Raw genomic sequence first — 20,074 nt, 5'->3', positions numbered from 1 at the left:
CGTTCGTGCGAAAGGATCGGCCCATGGCCATCACCCAGAAGGCACTCATCGACTCCCTCCCGTCGGGGATCCTCGTCGGCGGCTCGTGGCGGGAGGCGAGCGGCGGTGAGCGCTTCGACGTCCACGACCCGGCCACCGGCGCCACGCTCACCACGTGCGCCGACGGCACGCCCGAGGACGGACTGGCCGCCCTCGCGGCCGCCGACGCCGCCCGCGCCTCGTGGGCGGCCACGGCACCGCGCGACCGCGCCGAGATCCTCCGGCGGGCCTTCGAGACGGTCACGGCCCGCGCCGACGAGTTCGCGATGCTCATGACCCTCGAGATGGGCAAGACGCTCGCCGAGGCCAGGGGCGAGGTCACCTACGGCGCCGAGTTCTTCCGGTGGTTCTCCGAGGAGGCGGTGCGCGTGCACGGACGCTACTCGGTGGCCCCGAACGGGGCATCGCGGCTCGTGACGATGGCCCAGCCGGTCGGCCCCACGCTGATGATCACGCCCTGGAACTTCCCGCTGGCCATGGGCACCCGCAAGATCGGCCCGGCCATCGCCGCCGGCTGCACGATGGTCGTCAAGCCGGCGCACGAGACCCCGCTGACGATGCTCCTGCTCGCCCAGGTGCTCCAGGAGTGCGGCCTGCCCGACGGCGTCCTCAACGTCGTGACGACGACCCACTCGGGCGCCGTCTGCGAGCCGGTCATCCGCGACCCGCGGCTGCGCAAGCTGACCTTCACCGGCTCGACCGCGGTGGGCAAGAAGCTCGTCGAGCAGTCCGCCGAGCAGCTCCTGCGGCTGTCGATGGAGCTCGGCGGAAACGCGCCGTTCATCGTCTTCGAGGACGCCGACGTCGACGCCGCCGTCGAGGGCGCGATGCTCGCGAAGATGCGCAACATCGGCGAGGCGTGCACGGCGGCCAACCGGTTCTTCGTCCACGAGTCCGTCGCCGAGGAGTTCTCGGGCAAGCTCGCCGCCCGGATGGGGGCGCTGACCGTCGGCAAGGGCACCAAGAAGGGTGTCGACGTCGGGCCGCTCATCACCCCGAAGGCCCGCCAGGGCGTCCACGAGCTCGTCGAGGACGCGGTGGGCCGCGGGGCCACGGTCCTCACCGGTGGCGCTCCGGTGGCCGGGCGCGGCAACTTCTACGCGCCGACCGTCCTCACCGACGTGCCGGAGGGGGCCCGCTGCCTCACCGAGGAGATCTTCGGCCCGGTGGCTCCGGTGTGCACCTTCGCCACCGAGGAGGAGGCCGTCACGCGCGCCAACTCCACCGAGTACGGGCTCGTCGGCTACGTCTTCACGCGCGACAACGCCCGGGTGCTGAGGGTCTCCGAGGCCCTCGAGTTCGGGATGGTCGGCGTGAACACCGGCATCGTCTCGAACCCCGCGGCCCCCTTCGGCGGCGTCAAGCAGTCCGGGTACGGGCGCGAGGGGGGCTTCGAGGGCATCGAGGAGTACCTCGAGGTCAAGTACGTCGGCATCGCGCTCTGACCGGACGTCCCTGCTGCCGGGCCCGCCGGGCAGCCGTCGACCGCGCAGGCCGACCAGCGCGAATGTCCGAGTCGTCACGGTGATGCCGGGGAAACCGGCCGATGACGCGGATGTATCCACGTCATCGGCCGGCGTCCGCGTCCTCCCCGTGAGGATGGGGACGGTGCACGATGACAGCGCAGCTGCGCGGCGGCTGCAGCGGCGGTGTCAGGGCGGCATCCGCCGTCCCTCTGACACGGGGACGGGTCGGCCGAAGGGACAGGATCTGGCCCGGCGGCGTGCGGCGGGTGGGGCGCGAGTGGTGCACTGACCCCATGAGCCGGGCCCGCCACTCCGAGCGCCCGGACCGTCACCGGTCCGTGCGTTCCTTCCTCGACGACACCGACGAGGCGCTGCGCATGGGCGCGCGTCCCGGTGCGCGGGTCTGGCCGACCGGCTTCGACCTGCTCGACACGACCTTCGGGGGCGGTCTGCGCTCCGGCGAGCTCGTCCTCCTCGCCGGCACCGAGGGCGCCGGCAAGACGACCTTCGCGATGCAGCTGATGCGCAACGCGGTCGTCGCGGGCCGGCACGCCGTCGTCTTCTCCTTCGAGCTGACGGCCGCTTCGCTCATCCAGCGCCTCCTCGGTCTCGAGGCCGCGACGGCCGCCGACCGGCTCGACGACCCGATGAACCCCGCCGCGGACGTCCGCCAGTTCCGGGCCGTGCTCGAGGCCGAGGACCCCGACCGCCGCGGCCTCGGCTCCGCGATGCGCGCCCTGCCGTACGGCGTCGACGCGCTGATGACCATCGAGGCCTACTCCGACCGGCTGCACATCGTCGAGGGCAACCGGATGACGACGATCGGGCAGATCGCGAGCACCGTCGCGGCCGTCGCCGACGAGACGGGCGAGCCGCCGATCGTCCTCGTCGACTACCTCCAGAAGATCCCGGTCGACGGCATCGAGGGGACCTCGGACGAGACGACGCGCGTCACCTTCGTCACCGAGACGCTCAAGGAGCTCGCGATGGAGCTCGAGTGCCCCGTCGTCGCCATCTCCGCGGCCGACCGCGAGAGCCTCGGGGCCGGGCATCGGATGCGCACCCGCGACCTGCGCGGCTCGAGCGCCCTCGCCTACGAGGCCGACATCGTGCTCATCCTCCAGACCAAGGAGAACATCGTCGCCCGCGAGCACCTCACCTACGACCTCAACGCCGCCAAGGTCTTCCGGCGCTGGGTCGTCATCTCGGTCGAGAAGAACCGCTTCGGCGGCGGCCAGGTCGAGCTCGAGGTGCAGAAGGACTTCGAGCACGGCCGCTACGTGCCGAAGGCCCGGGTGGTCGCCGAACGCCTCATCGAGGAGCGGGTGTTCACCTCCTGAGCGGGTCCGGGCCGCGTCGGGGCCGCCGGCCGGGTGCGGCAGGATGGCCGGCGTGAGCGTCCGCACCGTCGCCGTCCTCGGCTCCACCGGCTCGATCGGCACCCAGGCCCTCGAGGTCGTCGCCGCCCACCCCGACCGCTTCCGCGTCGTCGCGCTCTCGGCCGGGGGCAACACCGCTCTGCTCGCCGAGCAGGCGGCGGCCACCCGCGCCCCCCTCGTCGCCGCCGCGCGGGGGAGCGCCGACGAGCTGCGCGAGGCCGTCGCCGCCGCGTCCGGCGACCCGTCGTACCGGCCCGAGGTGGTCGTCGGCGACGAGGCCGCGACGACGGCCGCCGGGTGCGGGGCCGACGTCGTGCTCAACGGCATCACCGGCTCGATCGGCTTGCGCCCCACCCTTGCCGCGCTCGGTGCCGGGTCCGTGCTCGCGCTGGCCAACAAGGAGTCGCTCATCGTCGGCGGCCCGCTCGTCAAGGACGCCGCCGCGCCGGGGCAGATCGTGCCCGTCGACTCCGAGCACAGCGCCATCGCCCAGTCGCTGCGTGGCGGCCGGGCCGAGGAGGTCCGCCGGCTCGTCGTCACCGCCAGCGGTGGGCCGTTCCGCGGCCGCAGCCGGGCCGAGCTCACCGACGTCACGCCCGAGCAGGCCCTCGCCCACCCGAACTTCTCGATGGGCCGGGTCATCACGACGAACTCCGCGACGCTCGTCAACAAGGGCCTCGAGGTCATCGAGGCGCACCTGCTCTTCGACGTGCCGTTCGACCGGATCGACGTCGTCGTCCACCCGCAGCAGCAGATCCACTCGATGGTCGAGTTCCACGACGGCTCGACCATCGCCCAGCTCGGCCCGCCGCGGATGCTCGTGCCGATCGCCCTCGGCCTGTCCTGGCCAGAACGGCTCGAGGACGTCGACGTCCCGTGCGACTGGTCACTCGCCCAGTCCTGGGAGTTCCACCCCCTCGACGACGACGCGTTCCCCGCCGTGCGGCTCGCCCGGCGGGTGGGGGAGGCCGGCGGCACCTTCCCGGCGGTCTACAACGCGGCGAACGAGGTGTGCGTCGACGCCTTCCACGACGGGGCCATCGGCTTCCTCGACATCGTCGACACCGTGGAACGCGTCGTGGAGGCGCACCACGACGAGCAGGCGCACAATGGGAGCGAACTCGACGCCTCGAGCGTTGAGTCGGTGCTCGCCGCCGACCGGTGGGCACGGGAGCGCGCCCGCGAGCTGCTCGGGGGCGCACCGACCGACCAGACCCAAGGAGGCCGCCGGTGACGACCGTCGCGTTCGTGCTCGGCGTGCTCTTCATGGCGCTCGGCGTGGCGCTCTCGATCGCGCTGCACGAGGTCGGGCACCTCGTCCCGGCCAAGCGGTTCGGGGTGCGCGTCACCCAGTACATGGTCGGCTTCGGCCCGACCGTCTGGTCACGCCGTCGCGGCGAGACCGAGTACGGCGTCAAGGCCATCCCGCTCGGCGGCTACATCCGGATGATCGGGATGTTCCCGCCGCGGCCCGGCGACGACGGGAAGCTGCGCGCCTCGAGCACCGGCCGGTTCAGCCAGCTGATGGACGAGGCCCGGGCGGCCAGCCTCGAGGAGGTCCGCCCCGGCGACGAGGACCGCGTCTTCTACCGGCTCTCGGTGCCGAAGAAGGTCCTCGTCATGCTCGGCGGGCCGCTGATGAACCTGCTCATCGGGGTCGTCCTCCTGACCATCCTCGTCACCGTGCACGGGCTCCAGGCGCCGCAGAAGGGGGCCGAGGTCGCCTCCGTCGCCCAGTGCGTCGTCCCCGCCACGGACGCCGCCGCGACCACCTCGTGCGCCGGCCGCGCGCCGACCCCGGCGCTCGCCGCCGGCATCCTGCCCGGTGACCGCTTCGTCTCGATCGCGGGGACGCCGGTCGACGACATCCGCGACGTCGGCGCCCTCATCCGGCCCGAGGCCGGCACCGCGGTGCCCGTCGTCGTCGAGCGCGACGGGCAGCGCCTCACGCTCTCGGTGACGCCCATCCGCAACACGGTCCAGGTCCTCGACGACGCGGGCAACCCCGTCGTGCGCGCCGACGGCACCCCCGAGACGACCGAGGCCGGGTTCCTCGGGGTCACGAGCCGCCAGCCGATGGCCTACGAGCGCCAGCCGCTCACCGCCGTGCCGGGCATCGTCTGGGGCTACACGACCCAGACCGCCTCGGCGCTCGCGCACATCCCCCAGCGGATGAGCGGGGTGTGGGACGCGGCCTTCGGCGGGGCCGAGCGCGAGGTCGACAGCCCGATGTCGGTCGTCGGCGTCGGACGGGTCGCCGGCGACGTCGGGTCGGGCAAGTACGACGCGATCTTCGGCAAGGGCCTCGGCGACAAGCTGTGGACCCTCCTCGCGCTGCTCGCGGGGCTGAACATCATGCTCTTCGTCTTCAACCTCGTCCCGCTGCTGCCGCTCGACGGCGGTCATGTCGCCGGCGCGCTGTGGGAGGGGACCAAGCGCCAGTGGGCCCGCCTGCGGGGCCGTCCCGACCCCGGGTTCGTCGACGTGGCGAAGGCCCTGCCGCTCGCGTACTCGGTGGCCGTCGTGCTCATCGGGATGTCCGCGCTGCTCATCTACGCCGACCTCGTCAACCCGGTGGACCTCGGCGGCTGACCCCGGTCCCCGTGCAGGGAACACCCAGCCGCGCGCCGTAGGCTGGGGGGCATGTCCGTCTCCCTCGGGATGCCCGCCGCCCCGCCCCCCGTCATCGCCCCGCGCCGGCAGAGCCGCAAGATCCGGGTCGGCAAGGTCGAGGTCGGCGGCGACGCGCCGGTGTCGGTGCAGTCGATGACGACGACGCCGACGACCGACATCAACGCCACGCTCCAGCAGATCGCCGAGCTCACCGCCGCCGGCTGCGACATCGTCCGCGTCGCGTGCCCGAGCCAGGACGACGCCGAGGCGCTGCCGGCCATCGCGCAGAAGAGCCAGATCCCGGTCATCGCCGACATCCACTTCCAGCCGAAGTACGTCTACGCGGCGATCGACGCCGGGTGCGCGGCCGTGCGCGTCAACCCGGGGAACATCCGGCAGTTCGACGACCAGGTCGGTGAGATCGCCCGCCGCGCCAAGGAGGCCGGCGTCTCGATCCGCATCGGGGTCAACGCCGGCTCGCTCGACAAGCGGCTGCTCGAGAAGTACGGCAAGCCGACCGCCGAGGCGCTCGTCGAGTCGGCCGTCTGGGAGGCGAGCCTCTTCGAGGAGCACGACTTCCACGACTTCAAGATCTCGGTGAAGCACAACGACCCCGTCGTCATGGTGCGCGCCTACCAGCTGCTCGCCGAGCGCGGCGACTGGCCGCTGCACCTCGGGGTCACCGAGGCCGGGCCGGCGTTCCAGGGCACGATCAAGTCGGCGACCGCCTTCGGGGCGCTGCTCTCGCAGGGCATCGGCGACACCATCCGCGTCTCCCTCTCGGCCCCGCCGGTCGAGGAGGTCAAGGTCGGTATCCAGATCCTCCAGTCGCTCAACCTGCGCCCGCGCAAGCTCGAGATCGTCTCGTGCCCCTCGTGCGGCCGCGCCCAGGTCGACGTCTACACGCTCGCCGACGAGGTGACCGCCGGGCTCGAGGGGATGACCGTCCCGTTGCGCGTCGCCGTCATGGGCTGCGTCGTCAACGGCCCGGGCGAGGCCCGCGAGGCCGACCTCGGGGTCGCGTCCGGTAACGGCAAGGGCCAGATCTTCGTCAAGGGCGAGGTCATCAAGACCGTCCCCGAGAGCCAGATCGTCGAGACGCTCATCGAGGAGGCCATGCGCATCGCCGAGGAGATGGGCGAGCCGGTCGACGACGAGTCGGCGGGTGCTCCCACGGTCACCGTCTCCTGAGGCGGTGACCACCGGCCGCCTCGACGCGTTCGACCCGCCGTCGCCGACCGGTCGGCGCGCGGAGGTGCTCGGCCGGCTGGCCGACCTCCTGCTCGCCGTGCGGCCGGGAGAGCGGGCGGTCGTGGCCGTCGACGGGGTGGACGGGGCCGGCAAGACCGTGCTGGCCCGCGAGCTGGCCCTCCTGCTGGCCACCCGGCGCGAGGTGCACCGGGCCGGCGTCGACGGGTTCCACCGGCCTCGCGACCAGCGGTACGCCCGCGGCCGGACGGCCGAGTCGTTCTACCGCGACTCCTACGACCTCACGGCGCTGCGCGAGCACCTGGTCGACCCGTTCCGCGCCGGGCGCCCCTTCCGACCCGCCGTCCACGACGTCGGGACCGACGCGGCCGTCGACGTCGAGGCCGGCCCGGCGGGTCCGGAGGGCCTGCTGCTCCTCGACGGGATCTTCCTCCACCGGCCGGGGCCGGCCGACCTCTGGGACGCCTCGGTGTTCGTCGACGTCCCGTTCGAGGTCTCCGTCCCGCGGGGGAACGCCCGGTTCGGTCCGCTCGACGCCGAGCGCTCGGACCCCGGGTCCTCCGTCAACGCGCGGTACGTCGGCGGGCAGCGCCTCTACCTCGCCGAGGCCGACCCGGCGACCCGGGCCACGTGGGTGCTCGACAACGCCGACCTCGCCGCTCCGGTGCTCACCCGTCGTGGAGCTCGCGGCGGGGGGACCCCGACAGCGACCGGTTGAGCGAGAACAGCCGGCCGAGGACGGGCATGAGCACGATGTTGACGCCGTGCAGGATCCCGATGACGAGGAGGATCCCGCCGATGCGCTCGAGCTCGTAGGTCACCTGGGGCGCGGTCACCGTCCGCGTCACCTGGCTGCCCCAGTCGGGCGGGGGTGCCACCTGCACCGAGAAGAGGATGTACGCGGCGAAGATCAGGTAGTACACGATGTCGGTGAGCACGATGTAGCTCTTGCCGGTCATCGGGTTGTCGTGGAAGACGTCGGCCGCGTAGGCCCTCCCGAAGCGCTTGATGAACGGGCCGAGCCACACCGCGAGGGCGAGCAGGGCGAGGGTCGTGGCCACTTCGAGGATCCACCAGGGCATGGCGAGGTCTCCGTCCGGGTGTCGGGGGGTGAGGGCGAGGACGGCGGTGGTGACCGCCGCGGTGAGGACGACGGTTCCGAGCGCGACGCCCGCGAGCGTCCGCCGGCGGCGCCGGTCGGCGTCGATGCCGTCGACGACGCGCTCGAAGAGGTCCGCGGAGGGCGTCGTCGGCGCGTCGCGCAGCGCGTGGCTCAGCCGGTCCTCGAGGTCGGTCATCGCAGCTCCTCCAGGGTGGTCGCGAGGGCGTCGAGCCCTCGCTGCAGGTGGGTCTTGACGGTGTTGGCCGAGACGCCGAGGGTCGCGGCGATCTCGGCGACCCCGAGGTCGTGGAAGTAGCGCAGCGTGACGCAGTCGCGCTGGCGGCGGGGCAGGGTCCGCAGCGCGGCGATGACCTGGGCCCGCTCGGCGCGCTCCTCGGCGGTCTCGGCGGCCGACGGCGCGTCGGGAACGGCGGGGGGCCGGTGCCGGAGGGAGACCAGGCCCCGACGGTTGTGGTCGCGGGCGAGGTTGACGACGATCGAGCGCAGGTAGGCCGGCGCCCGCTCGGGGTCGCGCAGCCGTCCCCGCGTGCGGGCGAACCGGATGAACGCCTCCTGGACGAGGTCCTCGGCGGCCGTCCGGTCGTCGACGTAGAACCGCGCCAGCCGGGTGAGGGACATCGCCTCGGCGTCGAAGAGCGCCGCGAGGTCGGGCAGGTCCGCCGCCCGCGCCGCGGACCTGCCCTCCCTCGTGTCCGACACGACCTCCATCACGCCTACGGACGCACGAGGCCGGCGACCGGGTGACACGCGGACCTGACGAAGCGGGCCCCGGATCTTCGGCGATCCCGTCGGCCCGGTCGGGTCACCCGGCGGGCCCACGGCAGGCGTCTTCCTCGTGACCGCCTCCTCGCGGTCGCGACCAGGAAGGAAGGCCATGACCGGCTCCCGTCGACTGCTCACCGTCCTGGCCATGGTGGCACCGCTGCTGGTGCCCGTCACGGCGTCGGCCGCCGCCTCGCCGCGGACGGCCGCGCCGGCGGACACCGCCCGGGTGGCGCACGGGCCGGTCGCGACCGGGTCGCGCAGCCACGCGGTGCTGCGGGTGCGCGGCGTCCTCCCCGGCGCCGACGGCGTGTTCCCCCGGCGCGCGGCAGGCGACGCACCCGCGCTGTGGCTCGACATCACGCTGCGGGCCGGGCGGGCCGCGGCCACGACCTCCGTGCCGCTCGTACCGGTCCCCGGGACGCGCTCGGTCCTCGTCCGGGGACCCGGCGCCTCCTCGGGCGTGCCCTCGCGGCTCGCCGACCTGCCGGAGGTGTGGTGATGGACCTCCTGCGTGCCCTGGCCGCCGGCGCCGGTGGCGGCCTCGTCTGGGCGGTCGTCGCGCGCGGCTTCATGCGGCTCCTCACGACGACACCGGAGTTCAGCTGGGCGGGGACGCTGACCATCCTCGGGGCGGGGACCGTCGCCGGCGCCCTCAGCGGCGTCGTCCACGCCGCCCGGGTCGGAGGTCGGTCCGGCTGGTGGCGGCTCGCGCTGCTGCCGGCGCTGCTGCTCTTCGCCGGTCCGGGGGCCCTGCTCGTGCCGTCCGTCGTCGGCTTCGCGCTCGTCCTGCGCGGGGGACGCCGGGCCCGCGTCGTGGGAGCCGTCCTCGCGGCGGCCAGTCCCGTGCTCGCGACGCTTCCCGACCCGGGCTCCGTCCCGACGGCCCCGACGCCCACGCAGCTGGCCGGGCTGGTGGTCCTCACGGTGGCGACGGTGCCGATGGGCTGGGCCCTCGGCGAGGTGACGAGGCGTTGGCGCGGGGCTGCGGCGACGCGGCCGGCCACGACCCCCGTCCGGGCGCTCGCGGGGCGGACGGAGGGCTTCGCGAGCACGGGGTGAGAGGACCCACGGAGGGTGGGAGGCCCGGCGTCCGGGGCGTTGGCCCCGGGCGCCGGGCTCGCGCGCCCTACGCTGTACCCGTGCTGCGCACACGCTCCCCGGTCCGGCCACTGTCGCTCGCCGACCGTGACGCCGCCCTCGAGGTGTGCGCCCGCGACCTGCCGCGGGGCGTCTTCGTCGCCGCGCGCATCCTCGAGGGGGCCCGGACCGGCTCGCTCGGCTCGGTGCTCGGCGCCCGCGAGGACGGAGCCCTGCGCTCGCTGTGCTGGGCCAGTGCGAACGTCGTCCCGGTCGGCACGTCAGCGGCCGACCAGCCGCACTTCGCCGAGCGGCTGCGGCGCTGGCGCGGCCGGGCCGCCTCGGTCTTCGGCCCCCGCGACGAGGTCGAGGGGTTGTGGTCGCACCTCGAGCCGACGTGGGGCTCGGCCCGGGCCGTCCGCAGCCACCAGCCCCTGCTCGTCGCGCACGAGCCGCCGTCCGCGCTCGGCATCCCGCTCGACCCGCGGGTGCGTCCCGCGCGCCCGGACGAGGTCGACCTCGTCCTCCCGGCCGCCGAGCACATGTTCACCGCCGAGATCGGCTACCGGCCCTACACCGGGTCCAACCGCGGCTACCGCGCCTCGCTCGCCGCCCTCGTCTCGCGCGGGCACACCTACGTCGTCGTCGAGGACGGCGAGGTCGTCTTCAAGACCGACATCGGCAGCCTGGCCCTCGGCTGCGCCCAGCTGCAGGGCGTGTGGGTCGCCCCGCGGCTGCGCGGGCAGGGCCTCGCCGTGCCGATGCTCGCCGCCGTCGTCGAGCAGGTGATGCTCGGTCCCGCCCCCCTCGTCTCCCTGTACGTCAACGACTTCAACACCGCCGCCCGCGCCACCTACGAGCGGCTCGGCTTCCGCGAGGTCGGGGCCTTCGCGACGGTGCTGCTCTGATGGCCGGCGGCCGCTGACGTGTCCCAGGTCGCCTGGGCGCCCCTCTCCGAGGACGACCTCCCCGCGCTGCGCGAGCTCGCCCTGGCCTGCCTGCACGCCGACGGGGGCCTCCCGCTCCTCGCCGACGAGCCGATGCTGCGCCGGTACTTCCTCGCCGGGGTCGGCATCGGGGGACGCGACGAGACCGGCGACCTCGTCGCCGCGGCCGGCGTCACCCGGGACCGCACCGGCCGCCCCGGGGCGGCCGGGCTGGTCCGACCCTCGGCGCGGCGCAGCGGGCTCGGCGCCGAGCTCGCCGCGTGGTGCGCCGAGCACTCCGGGGGGCGGCTGCTCCGGGTCTCGGTCGAGACCACGTCGCCCGAGACCGAGCCCTTCCTCCACCGCCTCGGTCTGGTGCGCACCTTCGCCGAGCACGTCATGCGCCACGACCTCCTCGACGTCCCCCGCATCCGGCGCCCGGTGGTGCTGCGGTCCCTGCCGTGGGACGACGAGACCGCCCCGCTGTTCCACCGGGCCTACCGCGAGTCCTTCGCCGAGCGACCGGGGTTCCCGGACACCCCGCTCGAGGAGTGGGTGCACGACGTCGCCGACGAGCCGGGGTTCCGTCCCGAGCGCTCGCGCGTCGTGGTCGACGGGGACGGCGCGCCGGCGGGCTTCGTGACGCTCACCGACTGCTGGGTCGACCAGGTCGGCGTCGTGCCGGCGTGGCGGGGGCGCGCGCTCGGCGCCCACCTGGTCGCGCGCTCGCTGCGGGCGCTGCGCAAGGCCGGCTGCGAGGCCGCCTGGTTGGCCGTCAACGTCGACAACCCGGCCCACGGGCTGTACCTCCGCCTCGGGTTCGCCGACGCGGGGTTGCGCGCGCGCTACGAGCAGGTCGTCTGAGGGGGGAGGCCGCGGTGCCCGGGAATCCGGGCGACGGGGGCCCGGGGCGCGCGGATATCCTTGCCGGGCCGATCCACCCGACCACCGACCCCAGGAGCCCTCCCGTGGCCATGCGCATGTCGTCCCTGTTCCTGCGAACCCTTCGCGAGAACCCGGCGGACGCGGAGGTCCCGAGCCACCAGCTCCTCGTGCGGGCCGGGTACATCCGCCGGGTGAGCCCGGGCATCTACACCTGGCTGCCGCTCGGGCTCAGGGTGCTGCGCCGCGTCGAGGCGATCGTCCGCGAGGAGATGGACGCGATCGGCTCCCAGGAGCTGCTCTTCCCGGCGCTGCTGCCGCGCGAGCCCTACGAGGCGTCCGGCCGCTGGACCGAGTACGGCGAGAACATCTTCCGGCTGCAGGACCGCAAGGGCGATGACTACCTCCTCGGCCCCACGCACGAGGAGATGTTCACCCTCGCCGTCAAGGACCTGTACTCGTCGTACAAGGACCTCCCGCTGTCGATCTACCAGATCCAGACGAAGTACCGCGACGAGTCCCGGCCGCGGGCCGGCATCCTGCGCGGTCGCGAGTTCGTCATGAAGGACAGCTACTCCTTCGACCTCGACGAGGCCGGGCTCGACAAGAGCTACCAGCTGCACCGAGACGCCTACGTCCGCATCTTCGAGCGGCTCGGCTTCCACTACGTCATCGTCCAGGCGATGGCCGGGGCGATGGGCGGCTCGAAGTCCGAGGAGTTCCTCGCGACCGCCGAGAACGGGGAGGACACCTACGTCCGGTGCCCGAACTGCGGGTACGCGGCGAACGTCGAGGCGGTGCGCGTGCCGGTGCCGGACGCCGTCGACGCCTCCGGGCTGCCCGCGGCGCACGTCGAGGACACCCCCGACACCCCGACCATCGACACCCTCGTCGCCCACCTCGAGTCGGCGTTCCCGCGCTCGGACGGCCGCTCGTGGACCGCTGCCGACACCCTGAAGAACGTCGTCGTCATGCTCGTGCACCCCGACGGCACCCGCGAGCCGCTGGCCATCGGCCTGCCCGGTGACCGCGAGGTCGACGAGAAGCGGCTCGGAGCCAACGTCGAGCCGGCGACCGTCGAGGCGTTCGAGGAGAAGGACTTCGCGCGGTACCCGACGCTGGCCAAGGGCTACATCGGTCCGGGCGCGCTGGGTCTCGAGCAGAGCACGGGCATCCGCTACCTCCTCGACCCGCGGGTCTCCGAGGGCACGGCGTGGGTCACCGGCGCCGACGAGAGCGGACGCCACGTCCTCGACCTCGTCGTCGGTCGCGACTTCACCGCCGACGGCACCATCGAGGCCGCCGAGGTCCGTGACGGCGACGCCTGCCCCTCGTGCGGGCACGGCCTGGAGTCGGCGCGCGGCATCGAGATGGGGCACATCTTCCAGCTCGGCACGCGGTTCGCGGAGGCGCTCGACCTCAAGGTGCTCGACGAGAACGGCAAGCTGCGCACCGTGACGATGGGCTCCTACGGCGTCGGGGTCTCGCGCGCCGTCGCGTGCGTCGCCGAGGGCAACCACGACGAGCTGGGGCTCGTCTGGCCGCGCGCGCTGGCTCCGGCCGACGTGCACGTCGTCGCCACCGGCAAGGACGACGCCGTGTTCACCTTCGCCGAGGAGCTGACCCGCTCGCTCGAGGCCGAGGGTGTCGAGGTGCTCTTCGACGACCGCCGACAGGCTTCTCCCGGAGTCAAGTTCAAGGACGCCGAGCTCGTCGGGGTCCCGACGATCGTCGTCGTCGGGCGCGGGCTGGCCGACGGCACCATCGAGGTCAAGGACCGTCGCTCCGGCGAGCGGCGCGAGGTCGCCACCGCCGACGCGGTGCGCGAGGTGCTCGCCGAGATCGGTCGCGCGTGAGCCGGCCGCTGGAGGCGGTCGTCTTCGACTGGGGCGGCACGCTGACGCCCTGGCACGACGTCGACCTGCCCGAGCAGTGGCGGGTGTTCGCCCGTGAGGTGCACGGGGTGCCGGTCGGCTCGCCGGAGGTGTCGCAGGCCGACCTCGACGAGGCGCACCGGCTCGCCGACCGCATCCTCGCGGTCGAGGCGGCGGCGTGGCGGCGCGGGCGGGACGAGCACTCGTCGGCGGCCCTCGGCGACATCCTCGACGCGGCCGGCGTCGACGCCGAGCACGACCGGCACCACCTGGCGCTGGCGGCGTACCGGCGCTTCTGGGAGCCGCACACGCACACCGACCCGCAGGTGCGTCCGCTGTGGGAAGGGCTGCGCGAGAGGGGTCTTCGCATCGGCGTCCTGTCGAACACCATCTGGTCGCGCGACTACCACCGTGAGATCTTCGCGCGCGACGGTGTCCTCGACCTCATCGACGCCGACCTCTACTCGAGCGAGATCGACCACGTGAAGCCGCACCCGGAGGCCTTCCGGGCCATCTGCGCCGCGCTGGGGGTCGCCCCGGAGGCGGCCGTGTACGTCGGCGACCGGATGTTCGAGGACGTGCACGGGCCGCAGCAGGTCGGCATGAGGGCGGTGTGGGTGCCGCACTCGGTGCTGCCGGAGAACCAGAAGGTCGAGGTCACCGCGGTGCCGGACGCCCGGGCGCACGAGCTGCTCGACGTCCTCGCCATCGTCGACGGGTGGCTGGCCGACGCCCGTGGCTGACGTCTCGACCGAGGTGGTCCTCCTCCTCGGGCTGGCCGGGTTCGTCGCGGGGTGGGTCGACGCGGTCGTCGGCGGGGGAGGGCTCGTGCAGCTGCCCGCGCTGCTGCTGGGCCTGCCGGGCGCGACCCCGGCCCAGGTGCTCGCGACGAACAAGTTCGGCTCGGTGTGGGGGACCGCGACGGCATCGGTCACCTACTACCGGCGGGTGCGGCCGGACCTGCGGACGGCGCTGCCGATGGCGGCCGTCGCCTACGTCGGGGCCATCGGGGGAGCGCTCGTCGGGCTGCACATCCCGAAGGCGTTGTTCAACCCGGTCATCCTCGTCATGCTCGTCGTCGTCGGGGCGTACACGCTGCTCAAGCCGTCGGTGGGGGAGCTGACCCGGCTGCGCTGGTCGGGCGGGAAGCACACGACGGCCGCGGTGCTCACGGGGTTCGTCATCGGGGTGTACGACGGGGCGCTCGGGCCGGGGACGGGGTCGTTCCTCGTCTTCGCGCTCGTCGGGCTGCTCGGGTACGCGTTCCTCGAGGCGAGCGCGAAGGCGAAGATCACGAACCTCGCGACGAACCTCGGGGCGCTGACGGTCTTCGCGCCCGGTGGGCACGTCGTCTGGGCGGTCGGGGCGGTCATGGCGGTGACGAACCTGCTCGGCGGGTACGTCGGGGCCCGGACGGCCGTGGCGCGGGGGAGCCGGTTCGTGCGGGCGGTGTTCGTCGTCGTCGTCGGTGCCTTCACGGTCCGGATCGGGGGCGACGTCCTCGGCCTCTGGTGACTGCGACGCCGCGAGCACCTGCCGTCCTGCCGGAACCTTCGCCGACCGGCCGGTTGCAACCGACCGGTCGCCGAAGGTTCCGGCAGCCGGAGGGAAAGTGGTGGCGGGCGGGGGTCAGCGGGTGGGGGTCGTGAGCCAGAGGGCGGCGTACGGGGGGAGGTGGACGTCGCCGTCCGGACCCCACGGCAGCGGCGACCCGGTGACGGCGTCGACCGCGTCGGCGAGCCCGAGCTCGTGCACCCGCCACCCGGGCCAGACCCGCGGCTCGGGCGTGACGTTGTAGACGCCCGCCATCCGGCCCAGGGGGTGGTCGCGCAGCGTCACGAGCACGCCGGGGTCGTCGACCGGCCCGATGCGGGTCTCGACCGACGCGTGGAGGTGCGGCAACGACGCCCGGGCCCGCACGAGGGCCACGAGGTCACCGAAGACCCGGCCGGCCACGGTCGAGGGGTCGTGCCGCGCGGCCGCGCGCGACCAGTCGAGCCGGGGCCGGTGGGCCCAGCGGTTGTCGTCCTCGTGCCCGGGCTCCTCCGCCCACGCCGGGTCGTTCGGCTGGCCGAGCTCGTCGCCGCTCCACAGCACCGGGATGCCGCCCCAGCCGAGGACCACCGCGTGCGCGAGCCGCAGCGCCGCCGCCGCCTCGTCGACCTCCTCCGGCGTCTCGGCGGCCTCGAGCCCGACGAGCGAGGCCGCCGTGCCCGAGGTGCGACGGTCGCCGGTGTCGGGGTTGAACTGGAAGACCAGCCCGCGCGCCGACGAGCCCCAGAAGTCGCCCGAGTACCAGTCGGCGAGGAAGTGCCGGTGCCCCGGGCCGGTGACCCCGACCGCCGCGGCGTCCTCGTCCATGACCGCCCACCCGATGTCGTCGTGGCAGCGCAGGTAGGTGAGCCAGGTGGCCGACGCCGGCTTCGGCGGCAGCGACCCGAGCGCGTGCGCCGCGAGCCGGACGTCGCGGGCGGCGAGCATCGACCAGACCTGCACCATGAGGCTGTTGTGGTACGCGAGGTCGCTGACCTTGCCGGTGTGCTCGCCCTGCCCGAGGTAGGCGAGGAGCTTGGTGGGGGCGACGATGGCCTCGGCCTTGAACGCCACTGCGGGACAAGCCATCCGGGTGACGGCTCGCAGCGCCTGGGTGATGGCGTGCACCTCGGGTTGGCCCTGGCAGTCGGTGCCGAGACGCTTCCACATGAACGCGATGGCGTCGAGCCGCAGCACGTCGACGCCCCTGTTCGCGAGGTCGAGGACGATCTGCGCGTACTCGGTGAGCACGTCGGGGTTGCCCCAGTTGACGTCCCACTGCCACTCGTTGAAGGTCGTCCAGACCCAGCCCCGCAGGTCCTCGTCCCACGTGAAGTTGCCGGGCGCGAAGTCGGGGAAGACCTCGGGCAGGGTCCGCTCGTAGGCGTCCGGCAGCCGCCGGTCGGGGAAGATGTGGAAGTACGACCGGTACCGGAGCGTGCCCTCGCGCGCCCGCCGCGCCCACTCGTGCTCGCGCGCGACGTGGTTGAGCACGAGGTCGAGGACGAGGCTCATCCCTCGCTCGTGGAGGGAGTCGGCGAGGGCGGTGAGGTCGGCCATCGTCCCGAGGTCGGGGCGCACCTGCCGGTAGTCGGCGACCGCGTAGCCCCCGTCGTTGTCGCCGTCGCGCGGCCGGAGCAGGGGCATGAGGTGGAGGTAGGTGACCCCGAGCTCCTCGAGGTAGTCGAGGCGCTGCCCGACGCCGTGGAGGTCCTCGGCGAAGCGCTCGGTGTAGGCGGCGTAGCCGACCATCGCCGGCTCCTGGAGCCAGTCGGGGCGCAGCATCCGGTCGAGGTCGCGGCGGTGCAGCCGGTCGGGACGGCGGGCGAAGGCGCGGGCCGCCAGGCCGACGAGCTCGGCGCCGGTGCGGTCGGCGCGCTCGGCGCCGTAGAGGGCCGACAGCGCGCCGTGCAGGTCGGGCCACCAGCGCTCGACCCGGGCCCGGAGCATCTCGGCGCGCTCGGCGCCGAGGTCCGCCGTCGGCACGGCGGGGGGCGGGGGCACCGGTGCGCTCACGAGGCGCATCCTGCCGGAAGTGCGCAACCGTTTCCACGACATCCCGCCGACGAGCCCGGAGCTTCACGGTCCACGCCGACCTCGTTCACAGGTGACGCATAGGGTCCGGGCCGACAGTTCAGCCATGACGACGAGCACGGCGCGGCCCGACGAGGTCCTCGCGAGCACCGACCGGCGGCGCCGGCGCCCCCGACGCGCCCTCGTGCCGGTCCCGCGCTGGTGGCGCGACGCGACGGGGACGGCCGGTTGGGCCGTCCTCCTCGGTGTCGTGGCCCTCTGGGTGCAGGACGGCGGCGTCCAGGAGCTCGCGACGTGGTCCGGGCTGCTCACCTCGACCGGCCGGCTCACCGGACTCGTCGCGTCCGCGCTGCTCCTGCTCCAGGTCGTCCTCATGGCCCGCGTGCCCTGGGTCGAGCAGGCCTGGGGGCAGGACGAGCTGGCCCGCACCCACCGCCTCGTCGGGTTCACCTCGTTCACCTTGCTCTGGGTGCACGTCCTGCTCATCACCCTCGGCTACGCGGCGGCGAGCCCGCTCGGCATCTGGGGCACGACGTGGGACTTCGTCGTCAGCTACCCGGGGATGCTGCTCGCGTGGGCCGGCACGCTCGCGCTCGTCATGGTCGTCGTCACGTCCGTGAAGCGCGCCCGGCGCCGGTTGCGCTACGAGTCCTGGCACCTCATCCACCTCTACGGGTACCTCGGCGCGGGCCTCGTCCTGCCGCACCAGCTGTGGACCGGGGCCGACTTCCTCGACTCCACGGCCGCGACGGTCTTCTGGTGGGGCCTGTGGGGGACCACGGTGGCCGCCGTCCTCGTCTTCCGCCTCGGGCTCCCGCTCGTGCGCTCGCTGCGCTCGCCGATCCGCGTCCTCGAGGTCCGCGCCGAGGGCCCCGGCGTCACGAGCGTGACCGTCGGTGGCGACGGCGTCCGCCATCTGCCGGTGCGGGCCGGCCAGTTCCTCCAGTGGCGCTTCCTCGACGGACCGGGGTGGACGCGCGCCAACCCGTACTCGGTCTCCGCCGCCCCCGACGGCTTCACCCTGCGCTTCACCGCCGCGCACGTCGGCGACGGCTCGGCCCGCCTCGCGACCCTGCGCCCCGGCACCCGGGTCCTCGTCGAGGGGCCCTACGGACGGATGCACGGCGGCGTGCGCGGCCACCGCAAGGTGCTGCTCATGGGCTCCGGCATCGGCATCACCCCGATGCGGGCCCTCCTCGAGGAGCTGCCGCAGCGACCCGGCGACGTCACGGTCGTCCACCGCGTCCGGTCCGCCGAGGAGGCCGTGCTCGCCGACGAGATCCGCTCGCTCGCGGCGGCCCGGGGGGCGCGCTACCTCCTCGTCGAGGGCCACCGGATCCCCGGCCGCGCGAGCTGGCTGCCTCGGCAGGCCGCCCACCTCACCGACGCCGAGGCCCTCCTCCAGGTGCTCCCCGACCTCGCGCGGCACGACGTCTACGTCTGCGGCAGCGACGGCTGGATGGATGCCGTGCGCGCCGCCGCGCTCGAGGCCGGCGTGGCCCCCGACGCGGTCCACCTCGAGCGCTTCGCCTACTGACCCACCACCCGAAGGACACCCGTCATGCGCCGCATCACGACCTGGCTGCTGAGCACGATCTCGGCCCTGGTCCTCCTCTTCAGCTACCACACGTCGACGAACAGCGGGAGCGCGTCGGCCGTGGCGACCGGGACCGCCGACGCCGCCGCGAACGGCACCGGTGACACCGGGACGACCGGGTCCGACGGCACGGGAACGTCGGACCAGGGGGCCACGGACCAGGGGTCGACCGACTCCGGCACCGACGGCTCCGACGACTCCGGCGCGACCGCGACCCCGACGCCGACGCCGTCCACCGACTCCGGCTCCACCGGCTCCGACGGGAGCAGCGGCTCGTCCTCGGGCACCTTCACCGGGGACGCCGTGCAGACCCGCTACGGCCCGGTCCAGGTCGAGATCACCGTCGCCGGTGGGAAGATCACCAAGTCCGTCGTCACCCAGGTGCCGTGGAACGACCACCGCGACCAGGAGATCAACTCCTACGCCGTGCCGATCCTCAACGACGAGGCGGTCCGGGCCCAGAGCGCGGACATCGACATGGTCTCCGGCGCCACGTTCACCTCCGACGGCTACATCCAGTCCCTCCAGTCCGCCATCGACCAGGCCAACCTGTGATCACCGCCGAGATCCCCGTGACACCGGCCGCCCCGCCGCCGCCGGTGCTGGCCCGCCGCGCCTGGGTCGAGCACGTGATGGGGACCGCGGTCAGCGTCCACGTGCGCGCCGTCGAGCCCACCCGGCCCGACGTCGAGGCCGCCGTGGCGAGGGTGTTCGCGCACCTGCGCACCGTCGACGCCGTGCTCTCGACATGGCGCGCCGACAGCGACCTGCTCCGACTCCAGCACCACGAGACCGAGGAGGTCCACGCCTGGGTCGCGGACGTCACCGAGCTCGCCCTGGAGGCCGAGGAGCGCACCGACGGACTCTTCCGGGCCTGGCGCTCGCGGGAGGGCGGGCGGCTCGTCTTCGACCCCACCGGGCTCGTCAAGGGCTGGGCGGTCGCCGGGGCGGCCGCGCACCTCGACATCGTGCCCGAGGTGGCCTACAGCATCGGCGCGGGCGGCGACGTCGTCGTCGGCGCCGGCCGAGGGCCCTCGGCCACGGCCCCCGTCTGGCGGATCGGGCTCGAGGACCCCACCCGGTCCGGGAGGGTCGCCGACGTCGTCACGCTCCGGCGCGGAGCCGTCGCGACCTCGGGCGCGGCCGCGCGCGGCGGGCACGTCCTCGACCCCCGCACCGGCCGCCCCGTCACCCGGCCGGGATCGACCACGGTCGTCGGCCCCGACCTCCAGTGGGCCGACGTGTGGGCGACCGCCGCGTGGGTGGACCCCGAGCGGGTCGCCGCGATGCTCTCCGAGCGTGACCCGGAGTACCGGCTCGTCGTCCTCTGAGGGCCGCTGACCAGCGGCTTCGACAGCGCGCGGCGGGGCTCGATCGGGCCCTGTCCGCGGACCGTCCCCGCTGCTAGTCTCCTGTCGTTCCGCCGGGCTTCAGCAGGGGAACTCGGCACGTAGACCAGAGCTGTGCCATGACTCGATCGCACGGGATCCGACCCGGGGGCGCGACCCGCCACGAGCCGGCTGCCCGTCACCTCCGACTTCGGTGCGTCCTCCTCGC

19 protein-coding genes are annotated in these 20,074 nt (G+C 74.0%); 16 read left to right on the top strand and 3 right to left on the bottom strand.

Annotation, left to right across the window (positions count from 1 at the left end; genetic code table 11):
* Window positions 1-23 precede the first annotated feature (23 nt).
* The 6 genes from JQN70_RS08355 (at window position 24) to JQN70_RS08330 (ending at window position 7,424) form a co-directional block, all read left to right on the top strand.
* Window positions 24-1,484 (top strand): NAD-dependent succinate-semialdehyde dehydrogenase, encoded by a 1,461-nt coding sequence (locus JQN70_RS08355; RefSeq protein ID WP_204130861.1) that lies wholly within the window; start codon window positions 24-26, stop codon window positions 1,482-1,484.
* Window positions 1,485-1,798: 314 nt separating this feature from the next.
* Window positions 1,799-2,845 (top strand): DnaB-like helicase C-terminal domain-containing protein, encoded by a 1,047-nt coding sequence (locus JQN70_RS08350; RefSeq protein WP_204130860.1) that lies wholly within the window; start codon window positions 1,799-1,801, stop codon window positions 2,843-2,845.
* Window positions 2,846-2,888: 43 nt separating this feature from the next.
* A complete protein-coding gene (gene dxr / locus JQN70_RS08345; RefSeq protein WP_204130859.1) occupies window positions 2,889-4,118 on the top strand; it encodes a 1-deoxy-D-xylulose-5-phosphate reductoisomerase in 1,230 nt (409 codons plus the stop codon).
* Window positions 4,115-5,476: a M50 family metallopeptidase gene (locus JQN70_RS08340; RefSeq protein WP_307835870.1), complete on the top strand. Its 1,362-nt coding sequence runs from the start codon at window positions 4,115-4,117 to the stop codon at window positions 5,474-5,476. Before dxr ends, JQN70_RS08340 begins: the two co-directional genes overlap by 4 nt.
* 51 nt (window positions 5,477-5,527) lie before the next feature.
* Window positions 5,528-6,688, top strand: a complete 1,161-nt coding sequence (gene ispG, locus JQN70_RS08335; protein ID WP_204130858.1) for a flavodoxin-dependent (E)-4-hydroxy-3-methylbut-2-enyl-diphosphate synthase — start codon at window positions 5,528-5,530, stop codon at window positions 6,686-6,688.
* 4 nt (window positions 6,689-6,692) lie between these two features.
* Window positions 6,693-7,424, top strand: coding sequence for a nucleoside/nucleotide kinase family protein (locus JQN70_RS08330; RefSeq protein ID WP_204130857.1), 732 nt, complete (start codon window positions 6,693-6,695; stop codon window positions 7,422-7,424).
* On the opposite strand, the gene JQN70_RS08325 is transcribed toward JQN70_RS08330, so the two are convergent.
* Both JQN70_RS08325 and JQN70_RS08320 read right to left on the bottom strand, forming a co-directional pair.
* Complete coding sequence (locus JQN70_RS08325) at window positions 7,375-8,004, bottom strand: hypothetical protein (protein ID WP_204130856.1); 630 nt, start codon at window positions 8,002-8,004, stop codon at window positions 7,375-7,377. The two genes, JQN70_RS08330 and JQN70_RS08325, sit on opposite strands and share 50 nt — an antisense overlap.
* Window positions 8,001-8,528 (bottom strand): RNA polymerase sigma factor, encoded by a 528-nt coding sequence (locus JQN70_RS08320; protein ID WP_307835869.1) that lies wholly within the window; start codon window positions 8,526-8,528, stop codon window positions 8,001-8,003. The genes JQN70_RS08325 and JQN70_RS08320 overlap by 4 nt, the downstream gene beginning before the upstream one ends.
* 175 nt (window positions 8,529-8,703) lie before the next feature.
* Between JQN70_RS08320 and JQN70_RS08315 the strand changes: the two genes are divergently transcribed.
* The 7 genes from JQN70_RS08315 to JQN70_RS08285 all read left to right on the top strand — a co-directional run bounded on the left by JQN70_RS08315 (window position 8,704) and on the right by JQN70_RS08285 (window position 14,868).
* Window positions 8,704-9,093 carry a hypothetical protein gene (locus tag JQN70_RS08315; RefSeq protein ID WP_204130854.1) on the top strand — a complete coding sequence of 130 codons (390 nt, stop codon included), beginning with the start codon at window positions 8,704-8,706 and terminating at the stop codon, window positions 9,091-9,093.
* Window positions 9,093-9,653: a hypothetical protein gene (locus tag JQN70_RS08310; protein WP_204130853.1), complete on the top strand. Its 561-nt coding sequence runs from the start codon at window positions 9,093-9,095 to the stop codon at window positions 9,651-9,653. Before JQN70_RS08315 ends, JQN70_RS08310 begins: the two co-directional genes overlap by 1 nt.
* Before the next feature lie 80 nt (window positions 9,654-9,733).
* The gene (locus tag JQN70_RS08305; protein WP_204130852.1) at window positions 9,734-10,579 is read left to right on the top strand and encodes a GNAT family N-acetyltransferase; all 846 of its coding nucleotides are present in this window, start codon (window positions 9,734-9,736) and stop codon (window positions 10,577-10,579) included.
* A gap of 18 nt (window positions 10,580-10,597) precedes the next feature.
* Window positions 10,598-11,461, top strand: coding sequence for a GNAT family N-acetyltransferase (locus tag JQN70_RS20860; RefSeq protein WP_204130851.1), 864 nt, complete (start codon window positions 10,598-10,600; stop codon window positions 11,459-11,461).
* 104 nt (window positions 11,462-11,565) lie between these two features.
* Window positions 11,566-13,335: a proline--tRNA ligase gene (locus tag JQN70_RS08295; protein WP_204130850.1), complete on the top strand. Its 1,770-nt coding sequence runs from the start codon at window positions 11,566-11,568 to the stop codon at window positions 13,333-13,335.
* On the top strand, window positions 13,332-14,096 hold the full coding sequence (locus JQN70_RS08290; protein ID WP_204130849.1) for an HAD family hydrolase: 765 nt from the start codon (window positions 13,332-13,334) through the stop codon (window positions 14,094-14,096). Before JQN70_RS08295 ends, JQN70_RS08290 begins: the two co-directional genes overlap by 4 nt.
* Window positions 14,089-14,868 (top strand): TSUP family transporter, encoded by a 780-nt coding sequence (locus tag JQN70_RS08285; protein ID WP_204130848.1) that lies wholly within the window; start codon window positions 14,089-14,091, stop codon window positions 14,866-14,868. The genes JQN70_RS08290 and JQN70_RS08285 overlap by 8 nt, the downstream gene beginning before the upstream one ends.
* Window positions 14,869-14,982: 114 nt before the next feature.
* Here JQN70_RS08285 and JQN70_RS08280 read toward each other — a convergent pair whose 3' ends face one another.
* On the bottom strand, window positions 14,983-16,902 hold the full coding sequence (locus tag JQN70_RS08280) for an alpha-amylase family protein (RefSeq protein WP_307835868.1): 1,920 nt from the start codon (window positions 16,900-16,902) through the stop codon (window positions 14,983-14,985).
* Window positions 16,903-17,026: 124 nt separating this feature from the next.
* On the opposite strand from JQN70_RS08280, the gene JQN70_RS08275 reads away from it, so the two are divergent.
* The 3 genes from JQN70_RS08275 to JQN70_RS08265 are packed head-to-tail and all read left to right on the top strand — an operon-like array spanning window position 17,027 to window position 19,848.
* Window positions 17,027-18,457: a ferredoxin reductase family protein gene (locus JQN70_RS08275; protein ID WP_204130846.1), complete on the top strand. Its 1,431-nt coding sequence runs from the start codon at window positions 17,027-17,029 to the stop codon at window positions 18,455-18,457.
* 24 nt (window positions 18,458-18,481) lie between these two features.
* A complete protein-coding gene (locus JQN70_RS08270; protein WP_204130845.1) occupies window positions 18,482-19,072 on the top strand; it encodes an FMN-binding protein in 591 nt (196 codons plus the stop codon).
* Entirely contained in the window at window positions 19,069-19,848 is a 780-nt protein-coding gene (locus tag JQN70_RS08265; RefSeq protein ID WP_307835867.1) for an FAD:protein FMN transferase, read from the top strand. Before JQN70_RS08270 ends, JQN70_RS08265 begins: the two co-directional genes overlap by 4 nt.
* The last annotated feature ends 226 nt before the right edge of the window (window positions 19,849-20,074 follow it).

Source organism: Phycicoccus sonneratiae, assembly GCF_016887965.1.
GTDB lineage: Bacteria > Actinomycetota > Actinomycetes > Actinomycetales > Dermatophilaceae > Phycicoccus > Phycicoccus sonneratiae.
This window is presented reverse-complemented; position numbering and strand designations above follow the sequence as displayed.

Bases quoted from the DNA above. Each gene is read 5' to 3' on its own strand.
- JQN70_RS08355 (WP_204130861.1), top strand. From the start codon at position 24: ATGGCCATCACCCAGAAGGCACTCATCGACTCCCTCCCGTCGGGGATC.
- JQN70_RS08350 (WP_204130860.1), top strand. From the start codon at position 1,799: ATGAGCCGGGCCCGCCACTCCGAGCGCCCGGACCGTCACCGGTCCGTG.
- dxr (WP_204130859.1), top strand. From the start codon at position 2,889: ATGGCCGGCGTGAGCGTCCGCACCGTCGCCGTCCTCGGCTCCACCGGC.
- ispG (WP_204130858.1), top strand. From the start codon at position 5,528: ATGTCCGTCTCCCTCGGGATGCCCGCCGCCCCGCCCCCCGTCATCGCC.
- JQN70_RS08325 (WP_204130856.1), bottom strand. From the start codon at position 8,004: ATGACCGACCTCGAGGACCGGCTGAGCCACGCGCTGCGCGACGCGCCG.
- JQN70_RS08315 (WP_204130854.1), top strand. From the start codon at position 8,704: ATGACCGGCTCCCGTCGACTGCTCACCGTCCTGGCCATGGTGGCACCG.
- JQN70_RS08310 (WP_204130853.1), top strand. From the start codon at position 9,093: ATGGACCTCCTGCGTGCCCTGGCCGCCGGCGCCGGTGGCGGCCTCGTC.
- JQN70_RS08275 (WP_204130846.1), top strand. From the start codon at position 17,027: ATGACGACGAGCACGGCGCGGCCCGACGAGGTCCTCGCGAGCACCGAC.
- JQN70_RS08270 (WP_204130845.1), top strand. From the start codon at position 18,482: ATGCGCCGCATCACGACCTGGCTGCTGAGCACGATCTCGGCCCTGGTC.